Source organism: Burkholderia sp. Ed8 (assembly GCF_040761425.1).
GTDB lineage: Bacteria > Pseudomonadota > Gammaproteobacteria > Burkholderiales > Burkholderiaceae > Burkholderia > Burkholderia seminalis.
In genome coordinates, this window is record NZ_CP142886.1 from 3,162,354 (window position 1) to 3,180,955 (window position 18,602).

The 18,602-nt window shown below is 67.7% G+C and carries 12 protein-coding genes and 2 pseudogenes; 1 reads left to right on the forward strand and 13 read right to left on the reverse strand.

The window, feature by feature from the left end:
• Nucleotides 1-8 precede the first annotated feature (8 nt).
• Both VXM69_RS28420 and VXM69_RS28425 read right to left on the reverse strand, forming a co-directional pair.
• Complete coding sequence (locus tag VXM69_RS28420; protein ID WP_034186854.1) at nt 9-911, reverse strand: CoA ester lyase; 903 nt, start codon at nt 909-911, stop codon at nt 9-11.
• A 49-nt stretch (nt 912-960) separates the two neighbouring features.
• Nucleotides 961-2,103 carry an acyl-CoA dehydrogenase family protein gene (locus VXM69_RS28425; protein ID WP_034186853.1) on the reverse strand — a complete coding sequence of 381 codons (1,143 nt, stop codon included), beginning with the start codon at nt 2,101-2,103 and terminating at the stop codon, nt 961-963.
• A gap of 311 nt (nt 2,104-2,414) precedes the next feature.
• Between VXM69_RS28425 and VXM69_RS28430 the strand changes: the two genes are divergently transcribed.
• Entirely contained in the window at nt 2,415-3,008 is a 594-nt protein-coding gene (locus VXM69_RS28430) for an N-acetyltransferase family protein (protein WP_367189603.1), read from the forward strand.
• A 45-nt stretch (nt 3,009-3,053) separates the two neighbouring features.
• Here the strand turns inward: VXM69_RS28430 and VXM69_RS28435 are convergent.
• The 11 genes and pseudogenes from VXM69_RS28435 to VXM69_RS28485 form a co-directional block, all read right to left on the reverse strand.
• Nucleotides 3,054-3,449 (reverse strand): annotated as a pseudogene (locus VXM69_RS28435) (LuxR C-terminal-related transcriptional regulator); the annotation flags it as partial.
• Between the two features lie 13 nt (nt 3,450-3,462).
• Nucleotides 3,463-3,615 (reverse strand): annotated as a pseudogene (locus VXM69_RS28440) (ISNCY family transposase); the annotation flags it as partial.
• 181 nt (nt 3,616-3,796) lie between these two features.
• Nucleotides 3,797-6,970 carry a multidrug efflux RND transporter permease subunit gene (locus VXM69_RS28445; RefSeq protein WP_367190216.1) on the reverse strand — a complete coding sequence of 1,058 codons (3,174 nt, stop codon included), beginning with the start codon at nt 6,968-6,970 and terminating at the stop codon, nt 3,797-3,799.
• A gap of 76 nt (nt 6,971-7,046) precedes the next feature.
• On the reverse strand, nt 7,047-8,681 hold the full coding sequence (locus VXM69_RS28450) for an ABC transporter ATP-binding protein (RefSeq protein WP_367189604.1): 1,635 nt from the start codon (nt 8,679-8,681) through the stop codon (nt 7,047-7,049).
• Entirely contained in the window at nt 8,681-9,784 is a 1,104-nt protein-coding gene (locus VXM69_RS28455; RefSeq protein ID WP_059557640.1) for an ABC transporter permease, read from the reverse strand. Before VXM69_RS28455 ends, VXM69_RS28450 begins: the two co-directional genes overlap by 1 nt.
• On the reverse strand, nt 9,738-10,790 hold the full coding sequence (locus VXM69_RS28460) for a microcin C ABC transporter permease YejB (RefSeq protein WP_034186847.1): 1,053 nt from the start codon (nt 10,788-10,790) through the stop codon (nt 9,738-9,740). The genes VXM69_RS28455 and VXM69_RS28460 overlap by 47 nt, the downstream gene beginning before the upstream one ends.
• A gap of 12 nt (nt 10,791-10,802) precedes the next feature.
• A complete protein-coding gene (locus VXM69_RS28465; RefSeq protein ID WP_367189605.1) occupies nt 10,803-12,725 on the reverse strand; it encodes an extracellular solute-binding protein in 1,923 nt (640 codons plus the stop codon).
• 238 nt (nt 12,726-12,963) lie between these two features.
• Nucleotides 12,964-15,750, reverse strand: coding sequence for a TonB-dependent receptor (locus tag VXM69_RS28470; RefSeq protein WP_124607908.1), 2,787 nt, complete (start codon nt 15,748-15,750; stop codon nt 12,964-12,966).
• 315 nt (nt 15,751-16,065) lie between these two features.
• Complete coding sequence (locus tag VXM69_RS28475) at nt 16,066-16,641, reverse strand: helix-turn-helix domain-containing protein (protein WP_367189606.1); 576 nt, start codon at nt 16,639-16,641, stop codon at nt 16,066-16,068.
• A 304-nt stretch (nt 16,642-16,945) separates the two neighbouring features.
• Nucleotides 16,946-18,112: a tetratricopeptide repeat protein gene (locus VXM69_RS28480; RefSeq protein ID WP_367189607.1), complete on the reverse strand. Its 1,167-nt coding sequence runs from the start codon at nt 18,110-18,112 to the stop codon at nt 16,946-16,948.
• A 40-nt stretch (nt 18,113-18,152) separates the two neighbouring features.
• On the reverse strand, nt 18,153-18,584 hold the full coding sequence (locus VXM69_RS28485; protein ID WP_034186842.1) for a biopolymer transporter ExbD: 432 nt from the start codon (nt 18,582-18,584) through the stop codon (nt 18,153-18,155).
• Nucleotides 18,585-18,602 lie beyond the last annotated feature (18 nt).

An 18,602-nucleotide genomic window follows, 5' to 3' on the forward strand; every position in this document is an offset into this window, starting at 1 on the left:
GGCGACACTCATGCGATGCCGAATTGCGTCGCGCGGGCGATCAGCCGATGCGCGGCGAGATAGTCGGGGACTTCCGCGAGGAAACCGTCGACGACGGCGGCCGCCACGCGCCGGCCGCCGGACGCGCGCCGCGCGGTGTCGAACGCGTCGATCACGCGGCGGGCGAGGGCGACTTCGTCGGCCGTCGGCGTCAGCACGCGATTGACGACCGGCACGAACTGCGCGTTGACGATCGCTTTCGCCTGGTACCCGAGGCCGCGCGACACGCGCATGTCGAGTTCCGCGCCTTCGTTGTCGGCATAGCTGTACGGACAATCGATCGCGGTGACGCCGACGGCCGCGCATTCGACGCGAAAACGCGAGCGCACGTAGTCGAGCTCGCGGCCCGCACGCGTGCGCTCGGCCCCCATGTCGGCCACCATGTCCTCGGTCGCGACGAGCACCGCCGACACGCGCGGGCTCGACCGCGCGATCGCCATCGTGTTCACGAGGCCGAGCGTCGTCTCGACGTTCGGCACCAGCTCGGTCGAACCGGGTGCGATGTCGTATTCGCGTTCAAAGCGCGTGACGGCGTCGTCGAGCGCGACGACCTGCTCGGGCGTCGCGACGTACGACATCATCACGATGTCCGGACGGCCGCGCATCGCGGCGCGCAGGTCGTCGATGCCGCCCGCGTCGAGCGGGTTCACGCGCACGGACGCCAGCGCGCCGGCATCGCGCCAGCCCGCGAGCACGCGCTCGCTCAGTTCGCGCGCGGCCGGGCGCCGGTCGGGCGGCGTGAAGGTTTCGAGTTCCTGGATCAGCACGTCCGCACCGCTCGCGGTGCCGTCAACGAGCGCATCGTGATCGGCGCCGGCGAGAAAGAGCCAGGAGCGGCGCAGGCGGGAAGGGCGTCGGTTCGTCGGTGTCATGCGTGGTTTCCTGTAGGTCGCGTGGTACGCGGGGCGATGGCGCGGGCCGTCAGCCGGCGCGCATCATCTGGTTGAAGATGTTCTTGCGATGCATTTCCTCGGTACCGCCGACGCTCATGAAGCCCAGCGCGTCCGACGCGAACGCGGCCACCGGCCCGGCCTGGTAGCCGAGGCTGCCGTACAGCCGCACGAGGCCGAGCGCGCTGTCGACGAGATCCTGCGCGCCGACCAGCTTCGCGATCGAGCAGGTCATCAGCGCCTGCGGGTGATCCGTCAGCAACTGCGCGAGTGCGCCGCGCGCGAGCCACGTGCCGCGCTCGATGCCGATCTGCAGGTCGACGAGGCGGCGCTGCACGTACTGGTGTGCATCGATCGTGCTGTCGAAGCTGCGTCGTTCGCGGCAGTAGCCGATCGCATCGCGCAGGTACGGCGCCGTCACCTGGGCGGCGACGAGGCCGTAGTAGAGCCGGCCGAGCGAGATGATGTCGATCAGGTTGCCGAGCCCCGCGCCCGGTTCGCCGAGCAGCTGGCCGCGCGTGATCGGGCAATCGTCGAAATGCAGCGCGCCGGTGGGCAGGTCGTCGAGGCCGAGCTTGCGGTCGGGCGCGGCCACCGTCATGCCCGGCTGGTCGCGATCGACGATCACGAGCGCGGTGTTGCGCCGGCCCGGCGTTTCGATGCGCGTGACGACGAGGATGAAACGCGCGAGCGGCGCGTGCGCGATATTGAATTTGCTGCCGGTCAGGCGGTAGCCGTCGCCGTGCTCGGCGAGCGTCGTCGCGATGCTGCGCACGTCGGTGCCGGTGCCCGGTTCGGCGATCGCGGTCGCACTCAGTTCGCCGCGCAGGATCGCGCCGAAATAGCGGTCCTGCTGCGTCGCCGTGCCGTATCGCTCGAGTGCGCGCACCATGCCGGCCTGCGCGATCACCGACAGCAGCAGCGCCGGGCGGCGGATCGACGATGCAAGCCCTTCGAGCGCCGCGGAAAAATGCCACCAGCCGTGACCGTCGCCGCCGTATGTCTCCGGCACGATCATGTCCCACAGTCCCTCGTGCCCGAGCCGCGCCCAGCCGGCTTCGTCGAATCCGGCGGGCGCGCGGCCGTCGTGCGCCGCGGCCGCGGCGATCTCCGCGCCGATGTCGCGAAAGCGCGCCAGCGTCGCGTGCTGTTCCTGCGTCCAGTCAAATGGCATCTGTCGTGTCTCCGGTCGAAGCGGCGCGGCCTGCGACGGCGCGCCAGCGATGCCGACAAGGTTAAGGGGGCACGGACAGCGGAGGTACTGGCAGTAGTGGTAGTTGCCGCGCCAGTGACGGCGATGACACCCGGCACATGGCGAACCGGTTTCGCGTTGCCGGCCCATTGTTTCCGCGCGGCCAACTGTGAAGTCTTCCGCCAGGCATCGATCGGGCGGGCGGCCGTTCCGATAATCGATGCACAAGGTCAGGGCAGGGTACGCGGCGATCCGGTCGCGACACGCCCGACCCGCGGGAAAAGGCGGAGGGCATGATGGATACGATGGCGCCCGAACGGGCGGCCTGCGTCACGGCCGGGCAGGACGCGCCGGTGCTCGGCATTCGGCGCATCTGGGGCGCGAAGGACGGAACGCCGATCCTCCTGCGCGCGATCGAGCCCGGCGATCTCGACATCGAACGCGAGCTGGTCGACCGTCTGTCGAGCCGCAGCCGCTACATGCGGTTGATGTCCGCGCGCAAGCCGACCGAAGACGAGTTGATCCGATGGACCCGCATCGATCGCCGGCGGGAAGGCGCGGTGATTGCGACGATCCGCGCCGGCGGCCGCGAGCGGTTGATCGGCGTTGCGCGTTATGCGACGGACGACGAAGCAACCGAGGTCGTCGAATGCGCGATCGTGATCGACGACGTATGGCAGCGGCAAGGGCTCGGCCGTGTGCTGCTGTCGAGCCTGATCGATCTGGCGCGGCGCTCGGGCATGCGGCAGATGGTCGGCACGATGCTGACCGAGAACAGTGCGATGAGACGCCTTGCGCGTTCCGTCGGCTTCACGCTGTCACGCCAGCCGGGGCGCGCATTCGTGACTGATCTGCGGCTCGACCTGGATACCCGTTGGGGAGCTTGAAGGAGGGCGCTTGCAGGCTTCCGGGGCGCCACGACACGCGGTGAATCATGCGGATTCACCCGCTCTTGCCGGATCGTCGAACAACGCAAGGAGCGCGGATTGCGACCCGACACCGAGCTTTGCGTAGCGATGCTTTTTATGCGCACGCACGGTCTCGAACGAGATCGGCAATTTCTCGCCGATCGCGCACGACGAGAACCTGCTCAACGACAACATCGCCACTTCGACTTCGTGCGTCGTCGACGCACCGCGGCCGTTCTTGCCGGTCAGCACGCCGAAGCGCGCGCGGATCGGGGGTCTCGTTTTCCGTTGCACTCGGCGCCTCCTTCACGGGGAACGTTTCGAAGCGCAGGCGCTGCTGCACAAGGCCATCTCGCGGTCGTCGTACTTTGCTCGTCGTGCCGAGCAAAAAAACCGCGTGTGATCGCGATCGATCACGAGGCCCGTGTTCTCATAGCCGGGCGACCAGCCGGCGAATCTGCCGGGTCGTCAATTCCGGCCGTTCCGCTGCACGCCACGGCTTGAGCTTGCCATCCGCCACGTCCTGAATGACCTTGAATCGGTCCAGCTCGCGCATCGTCATCGTGATCCGCTCCGTTGCAGCCATCGCAGCCTCCGGCGCCGGACACCCGGCGGCCGGACAGCTTACGCGGCACGAAAGCGGACATTTCAATCTAGCCACTACAATCCAAACTGTCGATAATTATGATTATGTCAAATGCGATATTTCCGTCTGGATTGGCACCATCCGACCGCTGACCCGACCGAAAACGACCCGCTTCCCATCCTCAATCCACCTCCAGATCCCCGATCGTTTCCGCCCGCCGCGCGTCGCGCGGCGTCCCGACAGCCTGCCGGCCGCGCTGGCCGGCGGACGCCACCAGACGAAACGCGACCGGCGCAAACACGAGCCCGAACAGCGTCGCCGCCAACACGCCTCCAAACGCGCCCGTACCGATCGACCGCCGGCTTTCGGCGCCCGCGCCCGTCGCCAGCACGAGCGGCACGACGCCGAGCAGGAATGCCATCGACGTCATCACGATCGGCCTGAACCGCGCGGCGGCCGCGTCGATCACCGCCTGCCGCAGCGGCACGCCGCGCGCGGCCAGGTCACGTGCGTACTGCACGATCAGGATCGCGTTCTTCGCCGCCAGGCCAACCACCGTGATCATGCCGACCTTGAAATACACGTCGTTCGGCATGCCGCGCGCGAGCGCCGCCACGATCGCGCCGATCACGCCGAGCGGCACGATCGTCAGCACGGACAGCGGAATCGTCCAGCTTTCGTACAGCGCGGCGAGCGCCATGAAGACCGCGAGCACCGACAGCCCGACGAGCAGCGGCGTCTGCCGCGCGGCGGCCCGCTCCTCGCGCGCCGCATCGACCCAGTCGAAGCCGATTCCGGCCGGCAGCGCGCCGGCGAGCCGCTCCATCTCCGCCATCGCCGCGCCCGAACTCGTGCCGGCCGCCGCCCGGCCGCTGATGTCGAGCGACGGATAGCCGTTGTAACGGTTCAGCATCACCGGGCCGATCGTCCAGTGCGGCGCGGCGATCGCCGACAGCGGCACCATGTCGCCGGTGCGGTTCGGCACGGTCAGCGCCATCAGTTGCGTGTCGGTCGCGCGGGCGCCCGGCTCGGCCTCGATGATCACCCGGCGCATCCGGCCCGACGCCGGAAAATCGTTGATGTAGTTCGAGCCGAACGTGCCGCCCAGGAGCCCCGCGATCCGCTCGAACGGCACGCCGAGCGCATACGCCTTCGCGCGATCGACGTCGAGCTCGATGCGCGGCGCGTCCGGCAGGTCTTCGAAATGCACGGCAGCCAGCAGCGGATCCGCCTTCGCGTGTTCGGACAGTTGCTCGCGAGCCGCCTTCAACGCATCGAGCCCGACCCCGCCGCGATCCTCGAGCCGGAACGTGAAACCGTCGGCATGCCCGATGCCGCGCACCGAAGGCGGCAGCGACGCCTCGACGTCGCCGTCGAGAATCTCGCCGAAACGCCCGTTGAGCCGGTCGCGCAACGTCATCGCGTCGACGTCGCGCCGTGCCCAGTCCTTCAACTCGACGAACGCCATCCCGACGTTCTGCCCGCTGCCCGCGAAACTCCAGCCGACCACGCTCGTCACGTTCGCGATCGCCGGCTCCGCGCGCAAGATCGCCTCGACACGCTCGACGACCCCGAGCGTGCGCGCCTGCGTCGCGCCGGCCGGCAACTGGATCATCACCTGCAGCTGCCCCTGATCCTCGGTCGGCAGGAAACCGCCCGGCATCATCCAGTACAGCAGCGCGCACGCGATCACGAGCGCCGCGTAGACCGCGACGACGACGCCGGTGCGCCGCACCGCGAGCACGGCGACGCGGCGATACCCGGCCTCGACGCGCGCGAAACCCGCCCCGAACCGGTCGGCCAGCCGTGCGCCGATGCCGCGGCGCCGCGCATCGGCGGCCCTGCCGTCGTGCCGCGCGACCGGCTTCAGCAGGTTCGCGCACAGCGCGGGCGTGAGCGACAGCGCCATGAACGACGACACCAGCATCGACGCGATCATCGCCACCGCGAACTGCCGGTAGATACCGCCGACGGTCCCGGAAAAGAACGCCATCGGCACGAACACGGCGGTCAGCACCGCCGTCACGCCGACGATCGCCCCGCCGATCCGCTTCATGGCGCGCCGCGTTGCATCGCGCGGCGACACGCCCTCCTCCATCACGCGGTGCACGCTCTCGACGACGACGATCGCGTCATCGACGAGGATGCCGATCGCCAGCACGAGACCGAACATCGTGAACACGTTGATCGACAGCCCGAACGCCCACATGGCGACGAACGCGCCCATCAGCGTGACCGGAATCACGACGGTCGGCACCAGCGTGTAGCGCAGGTCGCGCAGGAACAGCCACATCACGCAGAACACCAGCACGACCGCCTCGAGCAGCGTCAGCACGACCTCGCGGATCGCGATCGTCACGAAATGCGCGCCGTCGAACGGGATCTCGATCGCGACGCCCGGCGGCAACGTCCTCGACAGCTCGGCGAGCCGCGCACGAATCGCATTCGACGTTTCGAGCGCGTTGCCGCGCGGGCCGAGCTGGATGCCGACCGTCGCGGCCGGCCGGCCGTTCAGCCGCGAATAGAACGAGTAGTCGTCGCGGCCGATCTCGACGCCCGCGACGTCGGCGACGCGCACCGCCGAACCGTCCGTCTTCGACTTCAGCACGATCCGGCCGAACTCGTCCGGCGACGCGAGCTGCCCCTTGACGACGATCTGCGCGGTGAGCTGCTGGCCACCCGGAAACGGCGCGTCGCCGATCGCGCCGGCCGTCACCGTCGCGTTCTGCGCGCCGATCGCCGCGATCACGTCGTCGGCGCCGAGGCCGTATTCGCGCAGCTTGTGCGGATCGAGCCAGACCCGCAGCGCCTCGTCGGCGTCCCACAGCTCCGCCGCGCCGACGCCCGGTGCGCGCTTCAGTTCGCGCAGCACGTAGCGGTTCAGGTAATCGCCGAGCTGCGCGGAATCGCGCATGCCGTCGGTCGACGTCAGCGTGACGAGCATCAGGAACGTGTTCGCCGCCTTGAACACGCCGATCCCCTGCTGGACGACCTGCTGCGGCAACCGCGACTCGACCTGCTTCAGCCGGTTGTTCACGTCGACCAGCGCGATGTCGGGATCGGTGCCCGGCGAAAACGTCACGTCGATCTCGAGGTTGCCGTGACCGTCGCTGCTCGTCTCGTAGTACAGGAGCCCGTCGGCCCCGTCGAGGCTTTCCTCGATGATGCTGCCGACGTCGCCGTCGACCGTCTCGGTCGACGCGCCTGGATACGCGGCGGTGATCACGACGCGCGGCGGCGCAAGGCGCGGATATTGCGCGATCGGCAGTTGCGGAATCGCCAGCACGCCCGCGACGACGACCGCGAGCGCGACGATCCACGCAAACACCGGACGATCGATGAAGAACGACGGCATCGACATGCGTCAGCGCACCGCCGGCGTTCGGCCGCCCGGCACGCGGGCGGCCTGGGCGCGCTGCGCCCGGTACACGTCAATCATCGGTTCTCTCTCGGGAGCCGCGCACCGGCGCCAGCATCGACGACGCCAGCAGCGCGCGCGTATACGGATGGGACGGCGCCTGCAGCACGTCGAGCGTATCGCCCTCCTCGACCACGCGCCCCGCCTTCATCACGACGACCCGGTGGGCCATCGCACGCATGACCGCGAGATCGTGCGTAATGAACAGGTAGCTCAGTTTGTACTTCTTTTGCAGATTCGTCAGCAGATTCAGCACCTGCTTCTGGATCGACACGTCGAGCGCGCTGGTCGGCTCGTCCAGCACCAGCAGTTCCGGCTCGACCGCCAGTGCGCGCGCGATCGCGATCCGCTGCCGCTGGCCGCCGGAGAATTCGTGCGGATAGCGCAGCATCGACTCGGCCGGCAGGCCGACTTCCTGCAGCAGCGCGACGATCCGCGCGCGCCGCGCGTCCCCGGCCACCTGCGGCCGGTGCACCGCGAGCCCTTCGCCGACGATCTGCTCGACCGTCATCCGCGGCGACAGCGAGCCGAACGGATCCTGGAACACCACCTGCATCCTGCCGTACAGCGCGCGCCTGCCGCCCGTGGTCCGCAGCGTGTCGAGCGGCAGGCCGTCGATTTCGATCGCGCCGGCCGCCGGCCGCTGCAGACCGAGCACCGTCGCCGCGAGCGTCGATTTCCCCGAGCCGGACTCGCCGACAATCCCGAGCGTTTCGCCACGCTTCAGCGACAGTGTCACGTCGTGCACCGCGCGGAACGTCGTCTTGCCGAGCGCCCCGCGCCAGCCTTTCACCGCGATGCGGTAGTCGACCGCGAGATCGCGCACGTCGAGGATCGTCCGCGCCGCGGCCGCGACGGGCTCGACGGCCCGCTGCGGCGCGCTGTCGAGCAGCCGGCGCGTGTACGCATGCTGCGGCGCGGCGAACAGCGCATCGGTCGTGTTCGTCTCCACCAGCACGCCCTGCTCCATCACGGCCACGCGCTGCGCGAAGCGCCGCACCAGGTTCAGGTCGTGCGTGATCAGCAGCACGGCCATGCCGCGCGCAGCGGCTTCCTGCTCCTGCAGTTCGAGCAGCAGATCGACGATCTGCTGGCGCACCGTCACGTCGAGCGCCGTCGTCGGTTCGTCCGCCAGCAGCAGCCGCGGCCGGCAGGCCAGCGCCATCGCGATCATCGCCCGCTGGCGCTGCCCGCCCGACAGCTGATGCGGAAAACTGTCGATGCGCCGCTCCGGCTCCGGAATCCCGGTGCGCCGCAGCAGCGCGATCCCGCGTTCGCGTGCGTCGCCGGGCCGCAGCCCCTCGTGCAGCCGCAGGCTCTCGGCGATCTGCTTGCCGATCGTATACAGCGGATTCAGCGCGGTCATCGGCTCCTGGAACACCATCGCGATGTCGGCGCCGCGAATCCCGCGCATCTGCTGTTCGGTCTTCGCGAGCAGGTCCTCGCCGTCGAACAGGATCCGTCCCGACAGCGCCGCCTGTTGCGCGAGCCGCAGGATCGACAGCGCCGTCACGCTCTTGCCCGACCCCGATTCGCCGACGAGCGCGACACGCTCGCCGCGGCCGATCGACAGGCTCAGGTCCCGCACCGCGGGCTTCGCGCCGAAGCGCGCCGAAAACCCGTCGATCTGCAGCAACGCGTTCGCCATCATCGCCCTCCGCCGAACGCCGAGCCGCGCGCGCGCGTGTCGAGCGCGTTGCGCAACGCGTCGCCCATGAACGTGAGCAGCAGCAGCGTCACCACCAGCGCGGCGAATGCGGAGATCGAGATCCACCACGCATCGAGGTTGTTCTTGCCCTCCTGAAGCAGCTCGCCGAGGCTCGGCGTCGGCGGCTGTACGCCGAGACCGAGGAAGTCGAGGCTCGTCAGCGACAGGATCGCGGCGCTCATCCGGAACGGCAAGAACGTGATCACCGGCGTGAGGCTGTTCGGCAGCACGTGACGCCACATGATCTGCGCGTTCGTCAGCCCCATCGTGCGGGCCGCTTTCACGTAATCGAGCATGCGGTTGCGCAGGAATTCGGCGCGTACGTAGTCGGACAGCACGAGCCAGCCGAACATCGACAGCAGGATGAACAGCAGCCACAGCGACGGCGTGAAGATCGATGCGAAGATGATCAGCAGGTAGAGGTCCGGCAGCGCGCTCCAGATCTCGATCAGGCGCTGGCCGATCAGGTCGGTGCGGCCGCCGTAGAAGCCCTGCAGCGCCCCCGTCAGCACGCCGACCAGCACGCCCGACACGGTGAGCGCGAACGCCATCAGCACCGACAGCCGAAAGCCGTACAGGAGCCGCGCGAGCACGTCGCGCCCGAACTGGTCGGTGCCGAGCCAGTTGCTCGCCGATGGCGGCGCCGGATACGGCCGCGACGCGAAGTAGTCGATCGTGTCGTAGCGATAGCGATTCGGCGGATAGATCGCGAAATTGCCGTGCGACTCGAGCTTCGCGCGGATGTACGGATCGAGGTAGTTCGTCTTCGCGGGAAAGTCGCCGCCGAACTCGGTCTCCGGGTAGTCCTTCACGATCGGGAAATAATAGTGCCCGTCGTAGCGCACGAGCAGCGGCCGGTCGTTCGACAGGCCATCGGCACACAGGCTGAGCGCGAACAGCACGACGAAGATCACGAGGCTCGCATGGCCGAGCGGCTGCGCGCGAAAGCGCTGCCAGGTACGCCGCCACGGCGAAGGCGACGGCGCGCACGCGGGATCAGTGGTCCAGGCGGCTGAACTGGATACGGGGGTCGACGAGGACATAGCAGATATCCGCGATAAGCTTGGTCAGCAGACCGATCAGGGTGAACAGGAACAGCGAGCCGAGCACGACCGGATAGTCGCGACGGATCACCGCGTCGTACGACAGCTGCCCCATTCCGTCGAGCGAGAACAACGTCTCGATCAGCAGGTTGCCGTTCAGGAACGCGCCGACGAAGGCCGCGGGCAGCCCGGTGAGCAGCGGGATCGCCGCGTTGCGCAGCACGTGCTTCCACAGCACGTCGCGCTCCGGCGCCCCCTTCGCCCGCGCGGTCAGCACGTACTGCCGGCCGATTTCCTCGAGGAACGTGTTCTTCGTCAGGATCGTGACGATCGCGAAATTGCCGATCACGGCCGCCGTGACGGGCATCACGATGTGCCACAGGTAGTCGAGCGTCTTGCCGATCAGCGTCAGGTCGTCGAAGTTGTCCGACGTGAGCCCGCGCATCGGGAACACCTGCCAGAACGTGCCGCCGCCGAACAGCATCAGCAGCAGCACGCCGAGCACGAAACCCGGCACCGCGTAGCCGGTCAGCACCAGCACGCTCGTCACGGTGTCGAACCGCGAGCCGTTGCGCACCGCCTTCGCGATGCCGAGCGGCACCGACACGAGATACGTGAGGATCACCGTCCATAGCCCGAGCGTGATCGAGACCGGCAGCTTCGAGCGGATCACCGCCCACACGCTGCGGTGCGCGAAGTAGGACTGGCCGAGGTCGAACGTCGCATAGCTTTTGAGCATCAGCAGGTAGCGTTCGAGCGGCGGCCTGTCGAAGCCGAACTGTTTTCGGATTTGCGCGATCTGCTGCGGGTCGACGCCCTGGCTGCCGTGATAGCCGCCCCCGCCTCCGCCCGCCTCGCCCCCGCGTGCGCTGCCGTGCCGCAACTGCGCGAGCACCTGCTCGACCGGGCCGCCCGGCACGAACTGCGTGACCGCGAACGTGATCGTCACGACGCCGACCAGCGTCGGAATCATCAGCAGCAGCCGCCTGAATATGTATGCCAGCATCGTCGTTCCCCGTCAGGCCGCCGGTGCGGGTTGTGCCGCCGGCTTCTTCACGTACCAGTAGTCGATGATCCAGTCCTCGTATTGATAGGAGTTCGGCACGACCGCCGGATGACCGAGCGTCGCCTTGTACCCGATCCGCGCGTTCGGCAGGTAGTACTGCGGGATCAGCACGTACAGGTTGATCAGCACGCGGTCGAGCGCATGCGTGGCCGTCTCGAGATCGTCGAGCGTGTCGGCCGCGAGCGCCGCGCGGATCAGCGCATCGACGGCCTTCGACTTCACGCCCGGATAGTTCTCGGAGCCCGGCTGCGACGCGGCCGCGCTGCCGAACCGGCGCGTCAGCTCCGCGCCCGGGATCGTCACGGGCAGGTAGATGTACGTCGTCATGTCGTACTCGAAATTGTCGAGCCGCTTCAGGTAGACGGCGCTGTCGATCTCGCGCAGGTACGCGTGGATGCCGAGCGTCGCGAGCGCCTGCGTGTACGGCAGGATCAGGCGGTCCATGCCGGGCTGGTCGTCGATGATCTCGATCGTCATCGGCGTGCCGTTCGCATCCCGCAGCGCGCCGTCCCGGTAGTGCCAGCCGGCCTGCTCGAGCAGGTCGCGCGCCTGCTTCAGGTTCGCGCGCAGCGAGCCGGGCGGCAGCGTCGACGGCTGCGCGATCATCGGGCCGAATACGGCCGGCGGCAACGTCGACCGGTACGGCTCGAGCAGCGCGAGTTCCTTCGCGCTCGGCATGCCGGACGCCGCGAACGGGCTCGCCTCCCAGAAGCTGTTGGTACGGCGATACTGTCCGTAGAACATCATCCGGCTCATCCAGTCGAAGTCGAACGCCAGCGCGAGCGCATGCCGCACGCGCACGTCCTGGAACATCGGCTTGCGCAGGTTCATCAGGAAGCCCTGCATCTGCGCGGGGCCGTCCGGGAACTCGCCCTTCCTCAGCATCCCGTTACGGAAATTCTTGCCGACGTACTTGCGTGCCCACTGCGTCGAGCTGTACTCCATCCGCGCATCGATGTCGCCGGCCTTGAACGCTTCGAGCGACGTGTACTGGTCCAGGTAAAGCTTGAACGTCACGTGGGCGAAGCGGAACATCCCGCGCCGCGACGGCAGGTTCGCCGCCCAGTAGCGCGGGTTGCGCACGTAGCGGATCTGCTTGTCGTTCCTGCGCTGCTCGATCAGGTACGCGCCGCTTGCGATCGGCGGCACGTTCGCGATCTGGTCGAACGGCGGCCGCGTGCCGTCCGCGCGTTGCCCCCATTTCGGCGAGAACACCGGCAGGTCGCCCGCGATCAGCGCCGCGTCGCGCTCCGCATGCTTGAACTCGAAGCGGATCGTGTGGCCGTCGACCACCACCGCGCGCTTGATGATCGAGAACTGCGCGTTGTAGAGCGGCGACGCCTGCGGGCTCGTCAGCGTGTCGAACGAGTACTTGACGTCGGCCGCGGTGATCGCGTCGCCGTTCGAGAATCGCGCGGCCGGGTTGAGGTGGAACGTCGCCGACAGCCGGTCCGGCGCAACCTCGACGTCGTCGGCGATCAGCGCGTATTCGGACGCGAGTTCGTCCCAGCTGCGCTGCATCAGCGTGTCGAACATCAGGTTCTTGATGTCGGGTGCGGGCGAACCGCGCACGAGGAACGGGTTCAGCGAGTCGTAGCTCTGCGCTTCGTCGTAGTTTTCGAAATCGAGCGTGCCGGTGTCGGGCGCGTTTACATCCGCGTAGTCGAAATGCGTGAAGTCCGGCGGATATTTCGGCTGATCGTATTGCGAGATCGCCGGCACCGCGAGCGCGTCCCGCGGCAGCGCACCGCTCGACACGAGCAGCACCGCGCAGGCAAACAACGCGGCACGCACGCCGCGACGCATTCGCGCCTGCGCGCGCATCGGACGCGTGCGGTGCGACACGCGTGCCCCTCGCCATTTCAACAGTCTCATGGTCAGTCTGTCCGGAAGCGTGCGGGCGCGAAGCCTTCGCACGGTCGATGCCTGTGCCGGACGCCGCGTGCCGGCCGCGTCCCGCTGGTGGTTCATGGTGCAAGATCGAAACGCCGCGCCGTCGCGTGCCGCGATTGCGGGCCCGCGTGGCGCCAGGCGAAAAAGGGCCGCTCCAAACAAAGGGGAGGTGTGGACGTGGAGCGGCCCGTCCAAGCCTGTCAATCCATCGCCGCCTCCATCAGAACTTGTACGTCGCGCCGACCTGCGCGAACCGGCCGATGTACGAGTACACCGACGTGTCGTACCCGCTCTGGCTCAGCGTGCCGTTCGCGAAGATCGGATCGTACGGCGGCGTGCGGTTGAAGATGTTGTCGATGCCGCCGTAGATCGTCCAGTTCTTGAAGCCCGTGTACGTCAGCATCAGGTTGAACTGGCTGTACGAACCGACTTTCGGCGGCTCCGCCATCAGGTTCTGCGCGTACGGGCCCGTGAACTGCCACGTCAGCGCCGCATCGAACTTGCGATAGTTCCAGTCCAGCGTCGTGTTGCCGCGCCAGCGCGGGAAGCTGCCGCCGAACGGCTGCGTGATCGTGAAGTTGTTGCCCGCGCCGTTCACCGGTGCGCCGCCCGGGAAGCCGATCTTGTAGCTGTTGATGTACGCCCAGTCGCCCGACAGCGTGAGCATGCCCCAGCCCTTGAGCGGCAGCCCCTGGCGGAACGTGCCTTCGAAGCCGTTCGTGTCGAGGTAGCCGAGGTTCTGGTACGGAATGACCTTGTACAGCAGCTGGCCGGTCGTCGGGTCGGTCACGACCTGCGACGGCTTGCCCTGGCCGATCACGTTGTCGATGCGGATCTTGTACCAGTCGAAGCCGATGTCCGTGTAGCGGGCCGGCGAGACCTGGAAGCCGATGTTGAAGTTGCGCGTGCGCTCCGGCGCGAGGTTCGGGTTGCCGACCGTGATCGACGTGTAGTTCTGCCCGGTGGCCGGATCGACCTGGATGCCGAGCGTCTGCGACTTGCTGTCCTCGACGAAGGTCGGCGCACGGAACCCGCGGTTGTACGACGTATACAGCGTCAGCGCCTTGATCGGCTGGTAGCGCAACGCAAAGCGCGGCGAGAAGGCGCCGCCCACGTCCGTGTAGTGGTCGTAGCGGCCCGCCTGGCTGAACGTCAGATTCTCCAGGATCGGCACGTTGATCTGGTAATAGACGGCCGCGACGTTGCGCGCACCGTTCACCGTCTCCAGGTCCGGCGAGATCACCGCGCCGGACAGGTACTCCGAGCCCGGCGTCAGCGTTTCGCTCTGGTGCGTGAACTGTGCGCCGAAACCGATGCCGACGTCACCGGTCGGCAGATGGAACAGGTTCGGCGTCGACAGCGTCGCATCGATCGTGTCGAGCTTCGAGATGCCGAGGTTGTTCGCTTCCTGGTACAGCCCGTTGAACGCGTTCGGCGTCGCGGCCGGGTTCGCGAAGTTCAGCGTGCCGTTCTGGTAGATGTTGTTCAGCGCGTTGACGTTCAGCTGGTTCGTGAACACGTTCGACACCGTGCTCTGCGAATGGCTGACCGACGTCGCCCAGTCCCAGTCGCCGTACGGCAGCGTAAAGGAACCCTTGATGCCGGCCGCCGCGCGCCAGTAGTTCGCCCAGGTCTTCTGCGCGACCGTGTTCGGGAACGCGTAGGTCAACGGCGTCGCCGCGCCCGTCGTGTTGTACGGGTTGGTCACCGGCACGACCGTGTTGAACGGCGACAGCAACTGCGTCTGCGGATTCCAGACGAGCGCCGGGTTCTGCGGGTTGCCGATCACGTTGTTCCACAGGCCGTCATTGGTCGTGGTCGTGTTGTAGCTTTCCAGGAAGTCCGCGAACGCCGTCGTCGTGTCGTTGATCTTGAAGTCGCCGTGCAGCTTCGCGTTCAGGCGTTCGGTCATCGGCAGGATCGACGTGCTTTCCGCCGTGTTGAACGCGCAGATCGTGCCCGGCAGGCCGGCCGACAGCGAGTTCGGCGCGGCCGGGCGAACCGCCCCGCCGGACGGGCAGCCGTTCAGCGCCTGCGCACTGCCGTCGGGCATGTTCCAGTAGGACGGCGCGAGCAGCGAAAAACCGCCCGGCTTGCCCGTGAAGTCCTGGTTGCGCGTCGAATCGCGATCGGCCAGCGTGAAGCCGTTCGACTTGTAATAGCTGAGTGCCGCCGTCACGTTGAAGCGGTCGGCGTTCAGGTCGCCGAAGCCGCCGAGCACGCCGAATTTCGTCGTGCCGTCGCCGTTGCCGGCATTGATCGCGCTGCCGATGCTGCCGTCGAGTTGCAGCCCGCGGAAATTGTGCTTCGTGATGATGTTGACGACGCCGCCGATCGCGTCCGACCCGTATTGCGACACCGCGCCCGTCTTCACGATTTCGATGCGCTCGATGTCGTTGAGCGGCAACGTGTTGAGGTCGAAGAACGAATCGACGCTGTTCGAGAAGAACGCATACGGCGCCACGCGCTGGCCGTCGACCAGCACGAGCGTGTATTTCTCCGACAGGCCGCGCAGCGCGATGCCGGCCGCGCCGGCCGCGAAGTTGCCCGATTGCCCTTCGCCCCAGCTGTTCGCCGAGTTGGCCGTCGCATTGCGCAGGAAGTCGGTCACCGTCACCGCGCCGCTGGCCTGGATTTCCTTCGGCGTGATCGTCTGCACCTGCTGGAAGCCCGTCTTGTCGGATTGCCGGATCAGCGAGCCGGTCACCTCGAACCGCTTGATCTGCGCGACCTTGCCCTGCCCGTTCTCGGCGGGTGCCGCAGGCGTTGCCTCGGCTGCCGCACCGGACGTCACATCGGGGGCCGCGGCCCCCGCAGCGGCGGTACCGGCGGTGCCGCCCGCCTGCGCGACGGTCACGGGTGCGCCGTTCGCGACCGCATCCGCGATGGCGACGGCGCCCGGCGCCGGCTGGCTCTGGGCGAACGCCGACGGCGCCAGTGCGGCCGTCAACGCGAGTTCCGCCCAGACTATCCTCTTGATGGCCAACGCCAACACTCTCTGCTTCATCTTGTTTCCTCTCGCTCGTAGTAAGACCCCACCTGCCGTGCGCCGGAACCTTGTGAATTCCTTGCGCGTCCTGGGTGCCCGTGTACCGGAACCCGCGATTGCCACTGTTTCGACTGCCATGACTCGAACGGATCGGCCTCGGGGCACCCGCACCATTCAGCACGACCGTTTTTTATTTTGATTCGTCATACTAATTACCTACCTTGAGCGCACCGCCTGCTTCCTCCCGGTTCGACGGATGGCGCATCGTGACGCGCGCCCCTCCTTCGATCGGGTACTTCTCCTTCGTCGCGGCCCGAAGCGTGGCCGGCGCCGCTAGAACAGCCTCGGCGTGCCGACCCAGACGATCACGGCTTCCTCGTCGGCCGTGTTGTGCCACGCATGCGGCATCGTCGACTCGTAATGCGCGGTATCGCCCTCGTTCAGCGTGAACGTGCAGTCCTCGAGGGTCAGCGCGACCTGCCCGCGCATCACATAGACGAACTCCTCGCCCGCATGCGTGGTCATCTCGGACGGCTGCTGCCCCGCCGGCATCCTGACGAGGATCGCGTCGAGCTTGCGGTCGTCGGCCGGATTCGTCAGCCGCGCGAACAGGCTCGCCGAGTTCGCGAACTGGAAATACCGCAGCGCGTTGCCGCGACACACCGAACGCGCTTCCGTCGGCGTATCGATGAAGTACTGAATCGTCACGCCCAGCGCTTTCGCGATCCGGACCAGCGATGTGATCGACGGCGTGGCCCGCCCGCGCTCGACCTGCGACAGGAACGGCTTCGAGATACCGGCGATGCCGGCCGTTTCGTCGAGCGTGAGTTTCAGGCGCTGGCGCAGCGCCCGGATCTTGTTGCCGAGCGACACGGCGACGAGCACCGACTCATCAGGGGGCACAACCATGGAAGGACGGAGCCTCGCAGTCGAAATCGGTTTGATGTCGGCGATCGTTGACCGAAGCCACGATGCGCACGGCCCGGCGCGATACCGGCCCGTGCACGGCAGCCGCGGGCGGGCCGTGCGCGGCGCGGCGCGGCACCGTCGCGGCCCGCGCGCACGCGTCTCGCTCATTTCATTCGGTTTACTAACTAACAAGGTTGCCCCTTTTCGTCGTTGAACCTGACCGCCATGCATCGGAACGCTCGCGGCGGCACGCCGCTTGCCGACTGACTGCGCCCGCGTCGTGTGCCGGCGCCCTTTCGTTGCGTTACCGGGAAGCCACCGCCGTCCACAGCCTGGCCAGGTCACCGGAACCGTCGGTTCCCTTGACCGTGCGCAGCACCTGCACCGCACGCGCCTTCTGGCCGGCCACGTAGTACGCCTCGCCGAGCCGCAGTCGCGCCGCGTCGGGATGCTCGAGGCCGCCCTTGGCGATCGCCTGCTCCATCATCGGTAAACCCTGCTGCGCCCGGCCCGCAAAGACGAGATTCATGCCCGTGTCGAGCGGCGTCACCGGCGTCGCGGCGTCCCCGCCCGGTTGCGCGCGCTTCGCGGCAAGCGCCTGCAGCCGTTTCTCGCGATCCGCCTGCGCGTCCTTGCCGAGTACGCCGGTCGCGAACCCCTGGTCGATCACCTGCTTGCCTTCGGCGGGAGACCCCGCAACCAGCGCGAGTTGGGTCATCTCCATGTACGCGTCGGCCGTCGCAAGCGAGCCCGTCGCACGGCGCAACCGGTAGATGTCGAGGTCGAGCGACGACAGATACCCGGGCGTGCCGCGAATGGCCGCGATCATTTCGTCCCAGTACGCGGGACTCGGATGGTAGGCGACCAGCAGCCCGAGTGCCCCACGATACGCGTTGCCGTCCTTCACTTTCTGCGCGCACGTCGCGAGCATCTGCAACTGCCCTTCGTCCGGCGCGTGCCCGCCGTTCGCCTGCGTGTCGGTGCTCGCCTTCAACTGGCTCACGACCGGCGCGCAATCGTTCGACAGGTAGTACGACTGCGTGAGCAGCGTGCGCATTTCGGGATCCGTGCCGCCGGCCTTCAGGTAGCGCTGTGCGGTCCGGATCGCCAGCGGGTAGTTCTTTTGCTGGAAGTAGATGCCGGCCAGCGCGGCCGTGGTGCGCTGCTCGTCCTCGCCCGACAGCCGCCCCGAGTTCAGCACCGACTGGTACGCCTGCGCGGCCGTGCCCGTGTCGCCAGCCGCCATCGCCGCCGCGCCGCGCATCTCCTCCACCATGTACGTTTCGTACGGCGTCCGGTTGGGCACGGCCGCCGCCTGGGCGATCTTGCCGAGCGCGTCGCGATACTTGTGCGCGCGGTACAACTCCTGCGCCGCCGCGAGCGGTTTCGCCACGTCCGGCCGCAGCGCGTCCGCCGGCAGCGCCGGCCGGCCGAGCATGCAGGCCGCGCCGAGCGCCGTCACCGCCACCATCCGTTTTCATCGTCGCTGGTTCATCGGCTCGTCCGTTTCGTCATTGCATGAACTGTTCGTTGCCGATCAGGCCGATCTTGGTCGCGCCCACGCGCTGCGCGGACGCCAGCACGGCCGCCACGTCCTTGTACGGCACCAGCTTGTTCGGGCGCAGGTGGATCTCCGCCTGCACGGGTTCCGCTGCGACCTGCGACAGTTTCGCCTCGAGCGCCGAACGGTCCGGCACCGGCGCGCCGTTCCACGTCGTCGTGCCGTCGAAGTCGATATCGATCTGCACGACTTCCGGCGGCGCGGCCGGTGGCGGCGGGTTGCCGACCGGCAGGTCCATCTTCACCGAATGCATCTGGATCGGAATCGTGATGATCAGCATGATCAGCAGCACCAGCATCACGTCGATCAGCGGCGTGGTGTTGATGTCCACCATCACGTCCGGTTCCGCATTGCTCCCGCCCGAAGGCACGTTCATCCCCATCGTCGACTCCTGTGGATC

Bases quoted from the DNA above. Each gene is read 5' to 3' on its own strand.
- VXM69_RS28455 (WP_059557640.1), bottom strand. From the start codon at position 9,784: ATGTCCTCGTCGACCCCCGTATCCAGTTCAGCCGCCTGGACCACTGAT.
- VXM69_RS28450 (WP_367189604.1), bottom strand. From the start codon at position 8,681: ATGGCGAACGCGTTGCTGCAGATCGACGGGTTTTCGGCGCGCTTCGGC.
- VXM69_RS28445 (WP_367190216.1), bottom strand. From the start codon at position 6,970: ATGCCGTCGTTCTTCATCGATCGTCCGGTGTTTGCGTGGATCGTCGCG.
- VXM69_RS28485 (WP_034186842.1), bottom strand. From the start codon at position 18,584: ATGGGGATGAACGTGCCTTCGGGCGGGAGCAATGCGGAACCGGACGTG.
- VXM69_RS28460 (WP_034186847.1), bottom strand. From the start codon at position 10,790: ATGCTGGCATACATATTCAGGCGGCTGCTGCTGATGATTCCGACGCTG.
- VXM69_RS28465 (WP_367189605.1), bottom strand. From the start codon at position 12,725: ATGAGACTGTTGAAATGGCGAGGGGCACGCGTGTCGCACCGCACGCGT.
- VXM69_RS28425 (WP_034186853.1), bottom strand. From the start codon at position 2,103: ATGCCATTTGACTGGACGCAGGAACAGCACGCGACGCTGGCGCGCTTT.
- VXM69_RS28470 (WP_124607908.1), bottom strand. From the start codon at position 15,750: ATGAAGCAGAGAGTGTTGGCGTTGGCCATCAAGAGGATAGTCTGGGCG.
- VXM69_RS28430 (WP_367189603.1), top strand. From the start codon at position 2,415: ATGATGGATACGATGGCGCCCGAACGGGCGGCCTGCGTCACGGCCGGG.
- VXM69_RS28480 (WP_367189607.1), bottom strand. From the start codon at position 18,112: ATGGTGGCGGTGACGGCGCTCGGCGCGGCCTGCATGCTCGGCCGGCCG.
- VXM69_RS28475 (WP_367189606.1), bottom strand. From the start codon at position 16,641: ATGGTTGTGCCCCCTGATGAGTCGGTGCTCGTCGCCGTGTCGCTCGGC.
- VXM69_RS28420 (WP_034186854.1), bottom strand. From the start codon at position 911: ATGACACCGACGAACCGACGCCCTTCCCGCCTGCGCCGCTCCTGGCTC.